The organism is Enterococcus sp. C46 (genome assembly GCF_040887565.1).
Taxonomy (GTDB): Bacteria; Bacillota; Bacilli; order Lactobacillales; family Enterococcaceae; genus Enterococcus_B; species Enterococcus_B lactis.
The window spans coordinates 128,916-148,101 of the sequence record NZ_JBFOGA010000007.1 but is presented as its reverse complement, the minus strand read 5'-3'; the positions used below and the strand labels follow the sequence as shown (position 1 = coordinate 148,101).

Annotated in this window: 12 protein-coding genes and 1 pseudogene; 5 read left to right on the top strand and 8 right to left on the bottom strand. The window is 41.1% G+C overall.

Going from position 1 to position 19,186, the window contains the following annotated elements; all coding sequences use genetic code 11:
* A pseudogene (locus AB3I27_RS11010) lies at positions 1-294 on the bottom strand (hypothetical protein); the annotation flags it as partial.
* A gap of 285 nt (positions 295-579) precedes the next feature.
* On the opposite strand from AB3I27_RS11010, the gene AB3I27_RS11005 reads away from it, so the two are divergent.
* Complete coding sequence (locus AB3I27_RS11005; RefSeq protein ID WP_002310568.1) at positions 580-1,104, top strand: DUF664 domain-containing protein; 525 nt, start codon at positions 580-582, stop codon at positions 1,102-1,104.
* 56 nt (positions 1,105-1,160) lie between these two features.
* On the opposite strand, the gene AB3I27_RS11000 is transcribed toward AB3I27_RS11005, so the two are convergent.
* The 5 genes from AB3I27_RS11000 to AB3I27_RS10980 all read right to left on the bottom strand — a co-directional run bounded on the left by AB3I27_RS11000 (position 1,161) and on the right by AB3I27_RS10980 (position 6,669).
* Positions 1,161-2,660 carry a leucine-rich repeat domain-containing protein gene (locus AB3I27_RS11000; protein ID WP_235688778.1) on the bottom strand — a complete coding sequence of 500 codons (1,500 nt, stop codon included), beginning with the start codon at positions 2,658-2,660 and terminating at the stop codon, positions 1,161-1,163.
* 193 nt (positions 2,661-2,853) lie between these two features.
* Complete coding sequence (locus AB3I27_RS10995) at positions 2,854-3,819, bottom strand: biotin--[acetyl-CoA-carboxylase] ligase (protein WP_002344796.1); 966 nt, start codon at positions 3,817-3,819, stop codon at positions 2,854-2,856.
* Positions 3,820-3,974: 155 nt separating this feature from the next.
* Positions 3,975-4,781 carry an ABC transporter ATP-binding protein gene (locus AB3I27_RS10990; protein ID WP_087062883.1) on the bottom strand — a complete coding sequence of 269 codons (807 nt, stop codon included), beginning with the start codon at positions 4,779-4,781 and terminating at the stop codon, positions 3,975-3,977.
* Positions 4,778-5,683, bottom strand: a complete 906-nt coding sequence (locus AB3I27_RS10985) for an ABC transporter permease (protein ID WP_002320483.1) — start codon at positions 5,681-5,683, stop codon at positions 4,778-4,780. The genes AB3I27_RS10990 and AB3I27_RS10985 overlap by 4 nt, the downstream gene beginning before the upstream one ends.
* 17 nt (positions 5,684-5,700) lie before the next feature.
* A complete protein-coding gene (locus AB3I27_RS10980) occupies positions 5,701-6,669 on the bottom strand; it encodes an ABC transporter substrate-binding protein (RefSeq protein ID WP_002314279.1) in 969 nt (322 codons plus the stop codon).
* Between the two features lie 726 nt (positions 6,670-7,395).
* Between AB3I27_RS10980 and rpoB the strand changes: the two genes are divergently transcribed.
* Entirely contained in the window at positions 7,396-11,013 is a 3,618-nt protein-coding gene (gene rpoB / locus AB3I27_RS10975; RefSeq protein WP_002310550.1) for a DNA-directed RNA polymerase subunit beta, read from the top strand.
* Between the two features lie 78 nt (positions 11,014-11,091).
* Entirely contained in the window at positions 11,092-14,745 is a 3,654-nt protein-coding gene (rpoC, locus tag AB3I27_RS10970) for a DNA-directed RNA polymerase subunit beta' (protein WP_104760227.1), read from the top strand.
* Positions 14,746-15,046: 301 nt separating this feature from the next.
* Here rpoC and AB3I27_RS10965 read toward each other — a convergent pair whose 3' ends face one another.
* The gene (locus AB3I27_RS10965; RefSeq protein ID WP_104760228.1) at positions 15,047-15,904 is read right to left on the bottom strand and encodes a hypothetical protein; all 858 of its coding nucleotides are present in this window, start codon (positions 15,902-15,904) and stop codon (positions 15,047-15,049) included.
* 289 nt (positions 15,905-16,193) lie between these two features.
* Between AB3I27_RS10965 and msrA the strand changes: the two genes are divergently transcribed.
* Positions 16,194-16,721, top strand: coding sequence for a peptide-methionine (S)-S-oxide reductase MsrA (msrA, locus tag AB3I27_RS10960; protein WP_002310548.1), 528 nt, complete (start codon positions 16,194-16,196; stop codon positions 16,719-16,721).
* A 71-nt stretch (positions 16,722-16,792) separates the two neighbouring features.
* Here msrA and AB3I27_RS10955 read toward each other — a convergent pair whose 3' ends face one another.
* The gene (locus AB3I27_RS10955; RefSeq protein ID WP_002346231.1) at positions 16,793-17,479 is read right to left on the bottom strand and encodes a prepilin peptidase; all 687 of its coding nucleotides are present in this window, start codon (positions 17,477-17,479) and stop codon (positions 16,793-16,795) included.
* A gap of 79 nt (positions 17,480-17,558) precedes the next feature.
* Here AB3I27_RS10955 and AB3I27_RS10950 point away from each other — a divergent pair, with 79 nt between their 5' ends.
* Positions 17,559-19,097, top strand: a complete 1,539-nt coding sequence (locus AB3I27_RS10950; RefSeq protein ID WP_104760229.1) for a gluconokinase — start codon at positions 17,559-17,561, stop codon at positions 19,095-19,097.
* Positions 19,098-19,186: the final 89 nt, after the last annotated feature.

Here is a 19,186-nt window from a genome sequence, read left to right as displayed (position 1 = left end):
TATATAATTGATCTCTTGGTTCAATAAGCCTTCATGAAGCTCTGTCCCAAAATTATTATTTGCATCCAGTTCATGTGTTGCTATATTTCCGTCTGTATGGGCATTAACTGTTGTCTTGTTTTTGGCAAATACATGGAATTGACCAGCAATTCCCAGCAAACCATAGTTACCAGTTAAATCATTATAAACATTCCCAGGATCTTTAGGAAATGTCTCCGCTGAAACAGCCACACCATACGAAAAGATGTTGAACAATAAAGTAACTAATATTAATAAACTTACCCTTTTTTTCATCTTTTCCCTTCCTTTCATTTCAAACATTTTCCTATTATACTCTTTTTTTCCTAGGCTTAAACTGTTCGTTTAAAAAATCATTGTTTATTTAAACAATATTAATGAATCATTCATTTTATTGATTTTTGTTCAAATGGAAAATAGAGAATATCTTTCTCTTTCAATCTCCAAACGATTCATACTAGTGACTGGAAAGTGTAAAAAATGAGGGGGTGTAGTAACATATAAGTAGAAATCCTAGAGTTAGGAAAAAGCAAGTAGGATAAATAAAAAGGAGGAAAATAGATGAATTATTTAGATATGTTATGCGAGAGCATAGACCGAGCATACGAGCGATTTGAACGTTTGTTTGAAGGTGTCTCTATTGAGGAGGCCAACCGTTTTCCAGTGGAAGACAGAGCCCCACAAATCAAATCAATGACTTGGCTGGCTTGGCATACCGCTCGAGAATTGGATTTCCAGATTGCTGATTTAGCCAGTACCTCTCCAATTTGGCACAGCCAAGATTGGGAAAGCCGATTTCCGATGAGAATAGCAGATGACGAACAAGATTGGAAGCACAGTCTGGAACGAGCAAAACAAATCCAAACTAATCAAGTAGAAGACTTGCTAGGGTACTTGCGGGCTGCTTCTGATTCTGCTCTTTCCTATTTAAGAGGGTTAGAACCTTCCGAGCTAGATGAAGTAATTGACGAAAACTGGACACCACCAGTCACGCGAGGGATGCGTCTTGTTTCTATTATTGATGATGCTGCCATGCACTCTGGTCAGGTGATCTATGCGAGACGTTTATTGGGATTGAAAGACTAAGACACTAAATAAAAAAGAACTTACGACAAAAACAAGTCGTAAGTTCTTTTTTGATTTTAGTTGATTGGCATCCATGATCTATATATAAGATCGAAAGCAGGATCTGATTTTCTCCTGCTGTTAGAAACGGCAATGATCGTGATTGGGTATTGTCCATGATGACGAATGTCCTCAGCTATGAATTCGGGTTCCGTTGTTGTAGCAATTAGAAAGTCCCATAGATAGAATTCGTAGTGACTGATACCGTAATGATCTACTGAAGGCTCCCAAGTAACTGTCGTGCTTCTTGGATTGAATGTATAGCGAATTCTTCCAGGCTGAGACGGTCGGTAATCAGGAATCGCTTGTTGGATGACGGTACCACTAAATTCAATTGAAGCACCGCCTGTGGTGTACCAGTGAAGATTGTTCGTACCAGCTTCATGCCAAATCACATTCTCTCCGTCATAGGTACCGGGATGATCAAAGACGATTTCAGGTAACTGCCCAAAACGATCTCTGATACGTAATGGAAATGGTGTATAGACAGTGGCGACAGATGGGCTGACTAATTGGTCTCTGGCGTTAAGAAAGCTTATTTCAGGCATGTTTTTCAAAGTGTCAATTGATGTCAATTTATTAGCAGTTAAAAAGACACTTCTCAAATTCACTAAACTTTCTAAAGGTTCGATCGTAGAAAGATTATTGTTTGAAAGACCTAAGGCTTCCAGTGTGGTGAATTGTGCGATCTTATTCAAGAATTGGAGTTGCGCCTCATTATTTAAGTAAGGGAAATCATTGTACCCTAACTCTAAGAGGGACAATTTTGGAAACTGTAATTGGTCATCCAATCGGCGGATTTGATTATGTGCTCCGTAAATTCTTTCTAGATTGACATGGTTCTTCAATGGTGAGATGTCTGCGACAAGGTTATAGTTGAACTCGATCATCTCCAAATTATGTAGATTGTATAGCTCTGTTAATGTAGGCACCTGATTTCTTGAAATCCATAGATGAGTTAAGGAGGTACAGATGGCTAGACTGTCTTTTTCTTTTTCTTTTTCTAACGTTTTTTTTATGTAGCCTATGACAGTAGGCATAGGCGTAGTGGAGGACAACAGGTCGAGTTGTTGATACGAGGGAATTATATTGATTTCTGTTAAAATTTTTCGGTTCTTTTCGTTAAGTTTTTGTTTTGAAACCCAAAAATAGCGTTTTGGATGCTCCATTTTCTTTTGATTTTTATTTAACTTCGATAAGTGTTTTTCTAAGAAGCTAATCCTCGAATTTACTGTCTGCTTACTTGTGTTTACTTCTAATGCGTTCTTATTAAATTTTTCTATGATTTCAGAAAGTTTTTTGACATTGGAGTCGTTAGATAGGTTTATCAGAAGATTTTGACGCGTGTCTTGTGCGTTTTCTATTTTTTTTTGCAAAGTCTTTATTTTTGTTGCTTTAATTCTCATCTCTTTACTATTCTTAGGTTTCGTCTTTTGTAGTACATTTAAAGTGTTCTTATATGTTTCGATTGTACAGATATGTTTTTTAAATTCTTCTATCTGATTTTCATTCGGCATATGCGTACTCCCTCTCTATTTTACAGTTAGATATACATATGAAGGGTAGCATGATTTATCGGTGTGGGCGAAACGTCTTTTTCTGGTTAATGGAAAAAGTGTAGAGGGGCAGCGTGAGGGAGAATGGTATACGGAGGAAAGCGCAAAAGGACACTGCATAGAAATCGGTGTCCTCTTCAGAGCGCTATTCTTATCAGGAACCGATAGAGGTAAGGCTGATTTCACCAGAAGATAGGCTCATTTCCTGTTCATTTGTTTGGACGATCAGTTCGCCATGATCGCCGATTTCTTTTGCAAGACCGACATAAGTCGTTCCTTTCTGATTGAACGACACGTTTTTTCCCAATACGAATGATTTTTCTTTATAAAAGGCCAATGCTTTTTTCGGTTGAGAAAGATAGGTGAACAATTCTTGCCAGATTTTGCTGATTAGCTGATTCCTTGTGATACTCGCTTGTCCATCAGGAAAGACAGAGGTGGCTTTTTCTTGGAGATCAGCTGGAAAATGATTTTGAGGAACAGAAAAATTCAGCCCAATCCCGATAATGATATGACTGATCCTACCACTTTCCATATCACTGACTGCTTCAGATAAAATCCCACAGACTTTTTTTCCATCCATGTAGATGTCATTGACCCATTTGATCGAAGCAGAACGACCGGCAACCGATTCAATGGCTTTCACGCAGGCACTAGCTGCGATGATCGTATATTGAGGCAGTTCATCAAAACGTTTGTCTGGATGGAGCAAGAGACTCATGTAGATTCCTCGTCCAGGTTCGGCAAAAAAAGGTCGTCCAAAACGCCCACGAGCTTGTTCTTGTGTATCAGCAACAAATAACTTCGAAACAGAATCTCCGTGAACTGCTGCCAGTTTGGCATCTTTCATCGTAGATTCAGAAGTCAACATCGTTTGTACCTTCAAATCGGGAATAAAAGACCGTAGCTCTTGCTGGATTTCTTTTGCATCTAGTACGTCAGAGGGCAGGTAACGATACCCTGTAGGCCCGTGCTCAAAACGATAGCCTGCCTTTTCCAATTCTTTGATGGCTTTCCAAATACTTGTCCGGGAAACTTCCAGTTGCTGTGCTAACTTTTCTCCGGAAAGAAAATCTGGTGTCTCCTTCAATAAATGAAGTACTTTGTCTTTTGTTGTCATGGCACCAAGCTCCTTTCCCATCCATTCTATCAGGAAGAAGGAGAGAACAAAATAGTTTTTGAAGAAACAACGGTTGATACATAAAACAAAAACGAAAGAAGGAAAGAGAAAAAAGAAGAGGGTGGGCGTTCATTTTTCTCCCAGCCTCTTTCTGATTATGAAGATAAAAGTACTTGATCGTCTTTCAACGTCGTGCCGCTGTTTTGTTTGAACAACGCCAATAGTTGAGGTACTGTGAGTTGCTGTTTTTCCTCTTGCTGGATATCAACGACGATTCTTCCTTGATGCAACATGATCAGTCGATTTCCATAGAGGATCGCGTCTTCCATATCATGTGTGACCATGAAAGCAGTAAGATTCTGCTCGGTGATCAGCTTTTCTGTCAATTCCATCACCGTTTTGGAAGTAGCCGGGTCAAGCGCTGCGGTGTGCTCATCTAATAAGATTAGTTCTGGACGCTGCAATGTAGCCATTAACAGCGTGATGGCTTGACGTTGTCCCCCAGACAGCAAACCGATTTCTGAGGATAAACGATTTTCCAAACCCAAATTCAGCCGAGCCAGCTGTTCTTTGAAAAACGTTCGATCTTGCGGTTTGACACCACGAAAGAAGCCGCGCTTTTTTCCTCGTTTCATAGCAAGAGCGAGATTTTCTTCTACCGTTAAACGCACGGCTGTCCCTAGTTTAGGATCTTGGAATACGCGACTGATGGATTTCGAACGTTCAACAACGGATTTTTTCGTGATATTTTTTTCATTCAATAAAATCTGTCCCTGATCGACAGAAAATGTACCGGCGATGCTGTTCAGCAAAGTAGATTTACCTGCACCATTTCCGCCGATGATCGTCACGAAGTCACCGGGTTTCAGGGAAAGATTGATACCTTTCAGGACATGGTTTTCGTTGATCGTTCCTTTTTCAAAGGTATGATGGAGATTTTCCAATGTTAAGACGTCATTCATTTGACACTACCGCCTTTCTTTTTTTGAGATAAATGGAATTTTTGCTGAATCTGCGGGAAAGAAAGACAGATTACTAGCACGAAAGCAGAAGCAAGTTTCGAATCACTTGGCTCAACATTCAGTTCGAAGACTAACGCCAAAATAAAGCGGTAAATGACCGCACCTAAAACGACAGTCAAGAGACGGAGAAATAGCGGTTGGTTACGTAACAAAACTTCTGCAATGATGATGGAGGCAAGTCCGATCACGATTGTTCCAATACCAGAATTCAAATCAGCAAAGCCGTTGTTTTGCGCAAGCAAGGAGCCAGAAAGAGCAATGCATCCATTAGAGATCATATAACCGATGATCTTCATATTATCTGTATTGATCCCGTTTGCTTCGCTCATTGCCAGATTATCGCCAGTTGCACGAATGGCAAGACCTGTTTCAGTACGTAAGAACAAAACAAGTAAACATACAACGATCAAAGCAAAAAGCAGACCGACGATCAGTACAGCGTTGTCTTTTGTTATGCCGAATGACTCGACCCAATGAAAGATCGTTGGCTGACCCAATAAAGAGATGTTCGGCGCACCCATCACACGGGATGTGACAGAGTATAAACCAGTCATGGTGATGATCCCTGCAAGAAGGGCGGGAATTTTTAATTTTGTGTGAAGCAGTCCGGAAACAAGTCCCGCTGCCGCACCTCCTAAAAATCCTAGGAGGCAAGCTGTCAATGGATGATAGCCATTTGTAATACTTACTGCCGCAATCCCTGCACCTAAAGGAAAGCTTCCTTCAGCAGTCAAGTCGGCAATGTCCAAGATACGGAAAGTGACATACACACCAATCGCAAGTAGGGCCCATAAGACCCCTTGCGATGCAGATGATAAGAAAAGAGAGAGCAGATTTGTCATGAGAATCCTCCTGTGTTTTATTCAGCTTCTTTGATGCTGTCTGGATTGATGCCTAATGCTTTGGCCATGTCTTTATTGACATACAGTTCCAAATCATTCGCTGTTTCGACAGGAAGTTCACTTGGCTTCTTGCCGTCTAAGATTTTTGCTGCCATGATCCCCGTTTGTTTGCCCAAGCTTTCGTAATCGATTCCTACTGTTGCTAGACCGCCGTCTTTGACTTGATCAACTGCGCCAGCAACGACAGGTGTTTTTGTTTCTTTTGCGACTTCACCGACAACACTTGCCGCACTTGCGAACGTGTTATCAGTAGGAATATAGATTCCATCTACATCTTTAGCTAGACTTTTCGTCACTTGTTGGACATCATTTGTGGAATTTGCTGTCAGTACTTTGACTTTTACGCCCGCTTTTTTCAATTCTTTTTCTGCCAAATCAGCTTGGATCTTAGAGTTGGCTTCACCGTTGTTATACATGATGCCGATTGTTTTGGCGTCTGGCACGATATTTAACAGTAAGCTGATTTGTTTTTCGATTGGCACCATATCTGTCGTGCCAGTCACATTGCCGCCAGGTTTTTCATTGGATGTGACTAAATGAGCTTGTTCCAAGTCTGTGACCGCTGTGACAGTCATCGGGATAGTGGTTGTTTCATTTAATAAAGATTGTGCTGCTGGAGTGGCGATCCCAAGTAGCAAATCAGGATCTTCTTTGACGAGTTTCTCACTCATGCTTTTCAGGTTGTCTTGGTTGTTTTGGGCATTTTGATAATCGATTGTTAGATTATCGCCTTCTTTATACCCTTCTTCTGCTAATCCTTCTTTGAATCCTTTATAGGCAGCGTCTAACGAGTTATGCTGTACAAGTTGCAATACGCCAATTGTTTTTTGTCCATCTGATGCCTCTGCGGAATTGTCTTTTTGTGCGCAACCTCCTAAAGCTAGTAGCAGGGCAGCGCCTAATCCAATTAATATATTTTTTTTCATTTCTTTTTCCTCCTTAATTTTGGGAAACAAAAAATCCATTCAGACAAAATGTCCAAATGGATTGAAAAGTCGGAAAATAAATTGAAAAGTAGAATGCTTGATACTTTTACTTTGTATTTTCACTGCTCAGCCACTTAGTATTTTGTCTACGTGGCTTTTTGCTGCAATACAAAGTTCTTTAGCCATCATAGATACAAACTGTCGTTTAACGTTTGTATCCATCATGATGAATACAAACCTATCTAAAGTAGCTAAAGAAAAAGTTATTCAGTTGTGTTGGTACGATTTGCTTGATGTTGGTTCGCATAGAAGTTCCTCCACAAAATGAATTTTCTAAAGTATAACCGAGAAAAAACGGTCTGTCAATTAAGAATTGTCAGATAATTGAAAACATAAAATTGAAAACATTAAGAAAATATTGCGAAAAAGCAGAAGAAACGCCAGGAAGTGTTGACTTTTATAGAAAATAAGTGTAGTATATGAAGTTGCAAAAACTATCTGATGAAGAAAAGGCAGAAACGAAATATTGTCCGTTTCGGCTTTAATATAAGGAAACAAAAGTAGAAGCTCACGAAGTAAGGTTTCAAGAGAATGTTCTATTTTTGGTTTTTTTTTGCCTAAAAGCCGCAAAAAATGTCTGTTGTTACCTAGAAATAATATTTGAAATATTATTGTAACAATTGATCGGGTAGTCTTTTTGAATGACATTTTAGAGGGGTGAAGAGCTTGGCTGGACACGTAGTAAAATACGGAAAACATCGCGAACGTAGAAGTTTCGCAAGAATCAGTGAAGTGTTGGAATTACCAAATTTGATCGAAATTCAAACAGACTCTTACCAATGGTTCTTAGATGAGGGACTTAGAGAAATGTTTGAAGACATTTTGCCAATCGATGACTTCAATGGCAATCTATCTTTGGAATTTGTAGATTATGAATTGAAAGAACCAAAGTATACAGTAGCAGAAGCTCGTGCGCATGATGCAAACTACTCTGCACCATTACATGTAACATTGCGTTTGACAAACCGCGAGACTGGCGAAATCAAAGCACAAGAAGTATTCTTCGGTGATTTCCCATTAATGACAGAACAAGGAACATTCATCATCAACGGGGCAGAGCGAGTAATCGTTTCTCAGTTAGTCCGTTCACCAGGTGTCTATTTCCATGGAAAAGTCGACAAAAACGGAAAAGAAGGATTCGGTTCTACTGTTATCCCTAACCGTGGCGCTTGGTTAGAAATGGAAACTGATGCAAAAGACATCTCTTATGTACGTATCGACCGTACACGTAAGATTCCTTTAACCGTATTAGTTCGTGCGTTAGGATTTGGTTCCGATGATACGATCTTTGAAATCTTCGGCGACAGCGAAACATTACGCAATACAGTCGAAAAAGACTTGCATAAAAACGCAAGCGACTCAAGAACAGAAGAAGGTTTGAAAGACGTTTACGAACGTTTGCGTCCAGGCGAACCAAAAACAGCAGACAGCTCACGTAACTTGCTGAATGCTCGTTTCTTCGATCCAAAACGTTACGACTTAGCAAACGTTGGTCGTTACAAAGTAAACAAAAAATTAGATTTAAAAACACGTCTATTGAATCTGACATTAGCTGAAACATTAGTTGATCCAGAAACAGGCGAGATCATCGTTGAAAAAGGAACGGTCTTGACTCACCAAGTCATGGAAACATTAGCTCCTTTCATTGATAACGGTCTAAATTCAGTGACTTACTATCCATCAGAAGATGGTGTGGTCACAGATCCAATGACTGTCCAAGTCATCAAAGTATTTTCACCAAGAGATCCTGAACGTGAAGTGAACGTGATTGGAAACGGCTATCCAGAAGCAGCTGTAAAAACAGTTCGTCCAGCCGACATCATTGCTTCAATGAGCTATTTCTTGAACTTGATGGAAGGTATCGGCAATGTTGATGATATCGACCACTTAGGAAATCGTCGTATCCGTTCAGTCGGCGAACTTTTACAAAACCAATTCCGTATCGGGCTAGCACGTATGGAACGTGTGGTTCGTGAAAGAATGTCGATCCAAGATACTGAAACATTGACACCTCAACAATTGATCAATATCCGTCCAGTTGTGGCAAGTATCAAAGAATTCTTTGGTTCTTCTCAGTTGTCACAGTTCATGGATCAAACAAACCCTCTTGGCGAATTGACACACAAACGTCGTCTTTCAGCCTTAGGACCTGGCGGATTGACTCGTGACCGTGCCGGTTATGAAGTTCGTGACGTTCACTACTCCCACTATGGCCGTATGTGTCCGATCGAAACTCCTGAAGGCCCAAACATCGGGTTGATCAATAGTTTGTCCAGTTATGCGAAAGTAAATAAATTCGGATTTATCGAAACACCTTATCGTCGTGTAGACCGCGAAACTGGTCGTGTTACTGACCAAATCGACTACTTGACAGCAGATATCGAAGACCATTACATCGTAGCCCAAGCAAACAGCCCATTGAATGAAGATGGAACATTTGCTCAAGACGTTGTTATGGCTCGTGCTCAAAGTGAAAACTTAGAAGTATCTATTGATAAAGTAGACTACATGGACGTATCACCTAAACAAGTAGTTGCCGTTGCGACAGCATGTATTCCTTTCTTGGAAAACGATGACTCCAATCGTGCCTTGATGGGTGCCAACATGCAGCGTCAAGCAGTGCCGTTGATCAATCCTCAAGCACCATGGGTTGGTACTGGTATGGAATACAAATCAGCGCATGACTCAGGAGCTGCTTTGTTATGTAAACATGACGGTGTCGTTGAATACGTTGATGCTTCTGAAATCCGCGTACGCCGCGACAACGGTGCATTAGATAAATACGATGTAACCAAATTCCGTCGTTCAAACTCCGGAACAAGCTACAACCAACGTCCAATCGTTCATTTGGGTGAGAAAGTCGAAAAAGGGGATACTCTGGCAGACGGACCATCTATGGAACAAGGCGAAATGGCTCTAGGTCAAAACGTTTTAGTTGGTTTCATGACTTGGGAAGGGTACAACTATGAAGATGCGATCATCATGAGCCGTCGTTTGGTAAAAGATGACGTATACACTTCTATTCATATTGAAGAATATGAATCAGAAGCCCGCGATACAAAATTAGGACCTGAAGAAATCACACGCGAAATCCCTAATGTTGGGGAAGACGCATTGAAAGATTTAGACGAAATGGGTATTATCCGTATCGGTGCAGAAGTCCAAGATGGCGATTTGCTTGTAGGGAAAGTCACGCCAAAAGGGGTAACAGAATTATCTGCAGAAGAACGTCTATTGCATGCGATCTTTGGCGAAAAAGCTCGTGAAGTCCGCGATACATCATTACGTGTACCGCATGGCGGCGGCGGGATCGTTCACGATGTGAAAATCTTTACTCGTGAAGCTGGAGATGAATTGTCACCAGGCGTAAACATGTTAGTTCGTGTTTATATCGTTCAAAAACGTAAAATCCATGAAGGTGATAAAATGGCCGGTCGTCACGGAAATAAAGGGGTTGTATCCCGTATTATGCCGGAAGAAGATATGCCATTCCTACCTGATGGAACACCAATCGATATCATGCTGAATCCTTTAGGGGTGCCTTCACGTATGAACATCGGACAAGTATTGGAATTACACTTGGGTATGGCTGCACGTCAGTTGGGTATCCACGTAGCAACGCCAGTATTCGATGGTGCAAGTGATGAAGACGTATGGGAAACAGTTCGTGAAGCCGGTATGGCCAGCGATGCGAAAACTGTTCTGTACGACGGACGTACAGGTGAGCCATTTGACGGACGTGTGTCTGTCGGTGTAATGTACATGATCAAACTTGCTCACATGGTCGATGACAAATTGCATGCACGTTCAATCGGACCTTACTCATTGGTTACACAACAACCATTGGGAGGTAAAGCTCAATTTGGTGGACAACGTTTTGGTGAAATGGAAGTATGGGCACTGGAAGCTTACGGTGCGGCTTATACTTTACAAGAAATCTTGACATACAAATCAGATGACGTAGTCGGACGTGTGAAAACATACGAAGCAATCGTCAAAGGTGAACCAATTCCAAAACCAGGTGTACCGGAATCCTTCCGCGTATTGGTGAAAGAATTGCAATCACTAGGTCTGGACATGCGTGTCTTGGATATCGAAGAGACAGAAATCGAACTTCGCGACATGGACGATGAAGACGACGATTTGATCACTGTTGATGCTTTGACAAAATTTGCCGAACAGCAAACTGCCAAAGAATTAGAAAAGAAAGCTGCTGAACAAGTGGAAGATGAAAGAGACGATGTCATCCAAAACTTTGAAACCGCAGAAGATAATTTAGACTAATCCGGTCTATGAGCTGCAAGGCGGTCGAAGATCAGCCGTCTTGCGGTTTGCCATTAAATGAAATGGAGGGAACCCCTTTTGATCGATGTAAATAAATTCGAAAGTATGCAAATAGGTTTGGCTTCTCCCGAAAAAATCAGAAGCTGGTCTTACGGTGAAGTAAAAAAACCTGAGACGATTAACTATCGTACCTTAAAACCTGAACGCGAAGGGTTGTTCTGTGAGCGGATTTTTGGTCCTACAAAAGACTGGGAATGTGCCTGCGGAAAATACAAACGTATCCGTTATAAAGGAATCGTTTGTGATCGATGCGGAGTGGAAGTTACTCGTTCGAAAGTTCGCCGTGAACGCATGGGACATATTGAATTAGCAGCTCCTGTTTCACATATCTGGTACTTTAAAGGGATTCCTTCACGTATGGGTCTTGTATTAGACATGAGCCCACGCGCTTTGGAAGAAATCATTTATTTTGCTTCATATGTGGTTATCGAACCAGGAAACACGAATTTAGAGAAAAAACAATTGTTGACAGAACGCGAATATCGCGAAAAACGTGAACAATATGGACAAGAATTCCAAGCTGCTATGGGTGCAGAAGCGATCAAACAATTACTTGATAATGTTGATCTAGATGCAGAAGCAGCCGAATTGAAAGAAGAATTGAAATCTGCACAAGGACAAAAACGTACACGTGCAATCCGCCGGTTGGATATTTTAGAAGCATTCCGCGCTTCAGGAAATCAACCAAGCTGGATGGTTATGGATGTTATCCCTGTTATTCCACCAGATTTGCGCCCAATGGTTCAATTAGAAGGTGGACGTTTTGCAACAAGTGACTTGAATGATCTTTACCGTCGTGTCATCAACCGTAATAACCGTTTGAAACGTTTATTAGACTTGAACGCACCTGGAATCATCGTTCAAAACGAAAAACGCATGTTGCAAGAAGCAGTAGATGCATTGATCGATAACGGTCGTCGCGGACGTCCAGTAACTGGACCAGGTAACCGCCCATTGAAATCTCTTTCTCATATGTTGAAAGGGAAACAAGGTCGTTTCCGTCAAAACTTGCTAGGTAAACGTGTGGACTACTCCGGTCGTTCCGTTATCGTTGTTGGACCTTTCTTGAAGATGTACCAATGTGGACTTCCAAAAGAAATGGCCATTGAATTATTCAAACCATTCGTGATGCGTGAGCTTGTTCAACGTGAACTAGCTTCAAACATCAAAAACGCTAAGCGTAAAATCGAACGTCAAGAAGACGAAGTATGGGATGTTTTAGAAGACGTAATCAAGGAACACCCAGTATTGCTGAACCGGGCACCTACGCTTCACCGACTTGGTATCCAAGCATTCGAACCAGTTTTAGTACAAGGACGCGCAATCCGTTTGCATCCACTTGTATGTGAAGCTTATAATGCCGATTTCGATGGAGACCAAATGGCTGTCCACGTGCCATTGAATGAAGAAGCACAAGCAGAAGCACGTATGTTGATGTTAGCTGCTCAAAACATCTTGAACCCTAAAGATGGTAAACCAGTTGTTACTCCTTCTCAAGATATGGTTCTAGGTAACTACTACTTGACAATGGAAGAAGAAGGACGCGAAGGCGAAGGAATGGTCTTCAGAGATCAAAACGAAGCCGTTATCGCATGGCGCAACGGATACGTTCATTTACATTCACGTATCGGTGTGAACCCTAACTCATTAGGAGAAAAACCATTTACTGAATGGCAAAAAGAACGTACGATGATCACAACAGTTGGTAAGATCATCTTCAACGAGATCATGCCTCCTGAATTCCCTTATCTGAATGAACCAACAGACTTCAACTTGACTGTCCAAACACCGGACAAATACTTCGTTGAAGCTGGTACGGATATTCCTGCACATATCAAAGAGCAAGAATTAGTGTTACCGTTCAAGAAGAAAAACTTAGGGAACATCATCGCAGAAGTCTTCAAACGATTCAAAGTAACAGAAACTTCTAAGATGCTTGACCGTATGAAAGACTTAGGGTACAAACATTCAACACATGCCGGTATCACAGTAGGGATTGCTGACATCAGTGTACTGAATGAAAAACAAGAAATCATTGAAAATGCCCATAAACAAGTTGAAACTATTACAAAACAATTCCGTCGTGGTCTGATTACAGATGACGAACGTTATGAACGTGTCATTGCTGTTTGGAACGCTGCAAAAGACAGCATCCAACAAAAACTGATGGAAGGTTTGGAAGCGAAAAACCCAATCTTCATGATGTCTGATTCTGGAGCTCGTGGGAACATTTCCAACTTTACACAGCTTGCCGGAATGCGTGGTTTGATGGCCGCTCCTAATGGTCGAATCATGGAATTGCCAATCATTTCGAACTTCCGTGAAGGACTATCTGTCTTGGAAATGTTTATCTCAACTCACGGAGCTCGTAAAGGGATGACCGATACAGCCTTGAAGACTGCCGATTCAGGTTACTTGACTCGTCGTCTGGTTGATGTGGCCCAAGATGTAATTATCCGTGAAGAAGATTGCGGTACTGACCGAGGTCTTGAAATCCAAGCAATCCGTGAAGGAAATGAAATCATCGAATCATTAGAAGATCGTTTGGTGGGACGTTACACTCGTAAAGAAGTACGTCATCCTGAAACAAATGAATTGATTATCGCAGGAAACCAATTGATTTCCGAAGACATTGCAAAACAAATTGTTGATGCAGGTGTCGAAACAGTGACGATCCGTTCTGTCTTCACATGTAATACAAAACATGGTGTCTGCAAACATTGTTACGGACGCAACCTTGCAACTGGCTCTGACGTTGAAGTCGGAGAAGCAGTTGGTACGATCGCCGCTCAATCAATCGGTGAACCTGGTACTCAGTTGACGATGCGTACATTCCATACGGGTGGGGTTGCCGGAGACGATATCACTCAAGGTCTTCCTCGTGTCCAAGAAATCTTTGAAGCACGTAATCCGAAAGGGCAAGCAGTAATTACAGAAGTAACAGGGGATGTCATCGATATCTCAGAAGATCCTGCAACACGTACCAAAGAAGTAACAATCAAAGGAAAAACAGATACACGTACGTATACTGTTCCTTATACAGCACGTATGAAAGTAGCAGAAGGCGATATGATCCACCGTGGCGCACCATTGACAGAAGGATCAATCGATCCAAAACAATTGTTGCAAGTCCGCGATGTATTATCTGTTGAAAACTACTTGCTTCGTGAAGTACAACGCGTTTACCGTATGCAAGGGGTAGAAATCGGCGACAAGCATATCGAAGTAATGGTTCGTCAAATGCTGCGTAAAGTTCGTGTAATGGATCCAGGTGATACAGATATCTTACCAGGTACATTATTAGACATCGCAGACTTTAAAGATCAAAACTACAATACGCTAGTCTCAGGAGGCGTTCCTGCAACTTCTCGACCTGTCTTGCTAGGTATCACAAAAGCATCATTAGAAACAAATAGTTTCTTATCTGCTGCATCATTCCAAGAAACAACTCGTGTCTTGACGGATGCTGCGATCCGCGGTAAGAAAGATCCTCTTCTTGGTTTGAAAGAAAATGTTATTATCGGTAAGATCATCCCAGCTGGTACTGGTATGCAACGTTACCGTGACATGGAACCAAAAGAAGTCGGTGTAGCAAGCGAAAATGTCTACAGTATTTCAGATATTGAAGCGCAAATGGCTGCAGAAGATGAAATGAACAATCAAACAAAATAGAGGTTGTGACAGAAGTGGTCAGCTTCAAGAAATAAGAAAAAATTTACGAAAATTGCTTCTCAAATTTTTGTGAAATTTCGGCTTATTTCCGAAGAAGTTACTTCTGGAACACCGTGTATAAGAGGTTGTGAAATCAGCGTTTTGACCTGAGTATTAGAGAAATAAACGGAAAAATAGTTCCTCATATTTTGCCGTTTGTTGAACTAATACCGAGGGTCAGCTGATTGAACACCGTTTATTCGGAAAAAGGGATTGTGACAAAATCTTGTCACAATCCCTTTTTTTGCTTATACGAAGTAGCTTACCTCTCATTTGTTTGGTTAGAAGAAAGAGTGGGAGATGATTTTGAAGCTACAGGTTTTGCTATATCAGCTGACTGTTCATTACCTATCATTTCTTGATATATATAAGAAATTGCGGATCTGGATAGACCGAAAAACGATGCAATATGTCTTTGTTTGATATCAGGTATTGTTAAGGCTTGTTGGACTTGATTACGTAATTCTTGTGATATAAATCGCCCTTGTTTGCTGGAAACTTCGCCAATTCTCTCACGCAAAAGCTGATGAGTATATCGTTTATCAATGATATCATACGCTTTTTCAAATTTTTTTTGGGACATAGTATTTACTGTAGACTTGGATACGCCAAAAAATAAGGCAATCTGACTTTGATTAAGATCAGGCAATGTTAAGGCTTGTTGGATTTGATCGTACACTTCTTGCGGTATTCGTTTTTCTCTTCCTTTTTGAAAAGAAACATTGCCAAATATCTCATATAGACGCTGCTGAGCACTATTTGCAACATTTCCTTCTACTGAACTGTCCATTTTTTGCTTATCCGCAACAAAGGCTGACTCTGAACCAGCAGAAGTAGATGGGGTTGGTTCTTCGACTGCTTGTTGATGGAGGATCGAATCGGGCAATATTTCCGCTAGTTCATTGATGACTTGCCTCTCGTTTTCGCTGAGCGTTAGAGAATCATCATTTGAAGGAAAATCAAATTCGTGTGAAGGAAAATCAAATTCATGTGAAAGAAAATCAAATTCGTGGGGTGGTGCTGGAGGCGTTTTTATTTTTTTGTTCGCTTTAGTTAATAGTTCATCAAATGCAATAAAGTCAGTGGGTGTATCTGAATGTTTTCTTTTTGCTTTAGGCATAGTTATCCCTCCGATAATATGGATTTATTTATTCGCATGAAAAAATAAAGGTACATAATTTTGGGATAAGCATACCATATAAAACTTATACACAACGTGGTTGAAAAGACAACTTTTTCTTGCCTGTGGAAAAAATGATTCAATACAATTGTCATAGTTATCCACAACCAATTGAAAAAGAAGGAAAATGAAGAAAAATCTGCTAAAATACCGGGAGGGGGTAAAAAACGAGCAAAATAATTTTAATTATCTATAAAACAGGTATGATGAGAAAAAAGGGGGATTTTATATGACAAAAAAAGCAGTTTTCGCAGGCGGATGCTTTTGGTGTATGGTCAAACCATTTGAAGAGCAGCCAGGGATCATTTCTGTGACATCCGGTTATACAGGCGGGCATGTACCAAATCCAACTTACGAACAAGTAACAACAGGCACAACAGGGCATACAGAAGCCGTAGAGATCGAATATGACCCAGAAGTTATTTCTTATGATCAGTTGGTGGAAATCTATTGGCAGCAAACCGATCCGACTGACGCGTTAGGACAGTTCGCTGATCGTGGTGATTCTTATCGACCAGTGATCTACTATAGTGATGAAGAAGAACGAAACATTGCAGAGCGTTCAAAACAAGCATTGCAAGACAGCGGACGATTCGATAAGCCAATCGTGACAAAAATCGAACCAAGAAGCGAATTTTATCCTGCAGAAGATTATCATCAGGATTATTACAAGAAAAACAAGCTCCATTACAATCTTTATCGAGAAGGTTCTGGACGTGCCGGTTTCATTCGTCGACATTGGGGCGACAAGAAATAAGAAGCCGAAAAAGCTACTTTTGGAACACTGTATATCAGAGGTTGTGACAAGTCGTTTGTCACAACCTTTTTTCAATACCTAAAATGAAGGACGATCAGCAGGGCACTACTCAAAAAAGGAATGAAAGGCAGCTTTTCCAACTTTTTTTTATGACAGATAAAGTAAACAGAAAAAAAGGATATTCCAAACAGGCTAGCCAGAAACAAGACCCGAAGCAACTCTTCCAGAGGCAAGCCCCCACTCCAAGAAAGCACCAACAGAGTATCGCCAGCACCGAGATAGGATTGACCATAGCGAAGGCATGCAGCGCCTACGATGAACGTTAACAACATACTGTGCCATTGGAAAACGCCGGCCTGCAACCAAAAAATCCATAAGACAGCCCAGGAGCAGAATAGCGTGTGAGAATGGACCATGAAGTAAAACAAGTCCATCAACGAAAATAGCAAAGCCGAAAGCACCCAAATGAACGTCGAAAAATTTCTTGCGGAAGAAAAAGTAAAGAACCAGATAAAAAGACCACCACATAAGACTTCTGCCAACAAATAGTAGAAGGGCAACCGACACCGGCAATAGCGGCAGCGAAATCGTTGGACGATGATCGAAAGAATCGGAATCAATTCATACCAAGAAAGCGAACGACAGCATTTGACACAATGAGATCTAGGATAAATAATAGAGTGACCTAACGGAATCCGCTGGGCGGTTAAACATAAAAATGACCCAATACAGCAACCAATGATAAAATAAAGTAACACGCCATCTCCCCCTTTTCAAAACCAAGATACGCAAGCTTAAACTAAATTTTTGTACATACATAAAATTTGAGGTGAAAAAATGAACGTTTCAATCGGATTAGATATCGGAACCACACAAACCAAAGCAGTTGCTTTCACAGATGAAGCCCAAGAAGCAGCATCCGCTTATTTTCGCTACCCTTTGATCCAAGAAACACAAGGGATGGCAGAACAAGATCAGGAATTGATCTTTCAGGGCGTCTGCACCGTTATAAAAGAAGTAATTAAACAGTTGCCTTCAGACACGACCATTCAATTTGTCTCCTTCTCCTCTGCGATGCATAGCCTGATATTGTTGGATGAAGAGAAAACACCGTTATCTCGAATGATCACTTGGGCAGATAACCGAGCAGCGGACGAAGCAGAAAAACTGAAATATACCGTGCTTGGCAAAGAATTTTATCGGCAGACTGGGACACCGATTCATCCAATGACACCATTGAACAAAATCAAGTGGTTGCAAAACAGCCAACCTGAATTATTCAAAAAAACTGCTTATTTTGTCGGTATCAAAGACTATATTTTTTATAGATTGTTTGGAGAACTCATCAGCGACTACGGAACAGCTTCAGGAACTGGATACTTTGATATCCATGAATTCCAATGGGCAGAAGAAGTGCTTGACTACTTGGACATTCGGACAGAACAATTGCCGCAAGTGTTTCCTTCCACCTATCAAGTAACAGGTCTACCGTCAGAAACAGCAGCAGAACTAGGTTTGCCAAATGATATATCATTTGTTTTGGGAGGGGCAGACGGCCCGCTTTCTAATCTAGGGTTAGGCGCTTTTGGTGATACGATTGCCGCCTTGACCGTAGGAACGAGCGGAGCACTTCGTTTTATTACTACTCAGCCTCAGTTCCATCCAGAAATGGAGACGTTTTGTTATGTTCTGGATCAGAAACATTGGGTAGTAGGAGGAGCGACTAGCAATGGTGCTGGCATCTTTGATTGGGCAGGGCATACATTTTTACAGGAAGTCGTTCAATCTGCTAAAGAAAAAGGTGAAAATCCATATGATGCACTGCTTTCAGCTATTGCTTTTGTGCCAGCGGGTGCCAATGGTCTGATTTTTCATCCCTATTTGCTTGGCGAGCGAGCACCGCTTTGGGACGCAGATGCGTTTGGTAGTTTTATCGGCTTACAGCGGCAACATACAGAAAAAGAAATGATGAAGGCGATTCTAGAGGGGATCTGTCTCAATCTTTATCGGATTTTAAAAGGAGTTTGCCAAGAAAAACAGCTCACAGAGATCCGTGCTACAGGCGGGTTTGCTCAATCTCCGATTTTTCGTCAGATGATGGCTGATGTACTGGGGTACCCGCTTGTTTTCCCTACTGTCACAGAAGCATCCGCATTAGGAGCTGTGATTTTAGGCTGGCGAAGCATCGGAAAGATTCAAAGTATCAGTGAAGCACAGGAATTGATAGAATTGAAAGAGCAAATCGGAGTACAAGAAAACGATCATAAAAAATATCAGAAAATCTATCCATTATTTGTTTCGACACAAAAGCATTTAGCACAGACTTATCAGCAATTTGCTCAACTGCGAGAAGAATTAGCTGATTCTGAAAAATGATTGGCTTTACGGATAAAAAAGCGAAATGAAAATCGTTCTCAGGTAAATGATTTTGTTGTACTTTTCATTGAAAGTCTACTATTATTTTA

Coding starts and splice junctions, on each gene's coding strand:
- AB3I27_RS11005 (WP_002310568.1), top strand. CDS start 580: ATGAATTATTTAGATATGTTATGCGAGAGCATAGACCGAGCATACGAG.
- AB3I27_RS11000 (WP_235688778.1), bottom strand. CDS start 2,660: ATGCCGAATGAAAATCAGATAGAAGAATTTAAAAAACATATCTGTACA.
- AB3I27_RS10995 (WP_002344796.1), bottom strand. CDS start 3,819: ATGACAACAAAAGACAAAGTACTTCATTTATTGAAGGAGACACCAGAT.
- AB3I27_RS10990 (WP_087062883.1), bottom strand. CDS start 4,781: ATGAATGACGTCTTAACATTGGAAAATCTCCATCATACCTTTGAAAAA.
- AB3I27_RS10985 (WP_002320483.1), bottom strand. CDS start 5,683: ATGACAAATCTGCTCTCTCTTTTCTTATCATCTGCATCGCAAGGGGTC.
- AB3I27_RS10980 (WP_002314279.1), bottom strand. CDS start 6,669: ATGAAAAAAAATATATTAATTGGATTAGGCGCTGCCCTGCTACTAGCT.
- AB3I27_RS10965 (WP_104760228.1), bottom strand. CDS start 15,904: ATGCCTAAAGCAAAAAGAAAACATTCAGATACACCCACTGACTTTATT.
- msrA (WP_002310548.1), top strand. CDS start 16,194: ATGACAAAAAAAGCAGTTTTCGCAGGCGGATGCTTTTGGTGTATGGTC.
- AB3I27_RS10950 (WP_104760229.1), top strand. CDS start 17,559: ATGAACGTTTCAATCGGATTAGATATCGGAACCACACAAACCAAAGCA.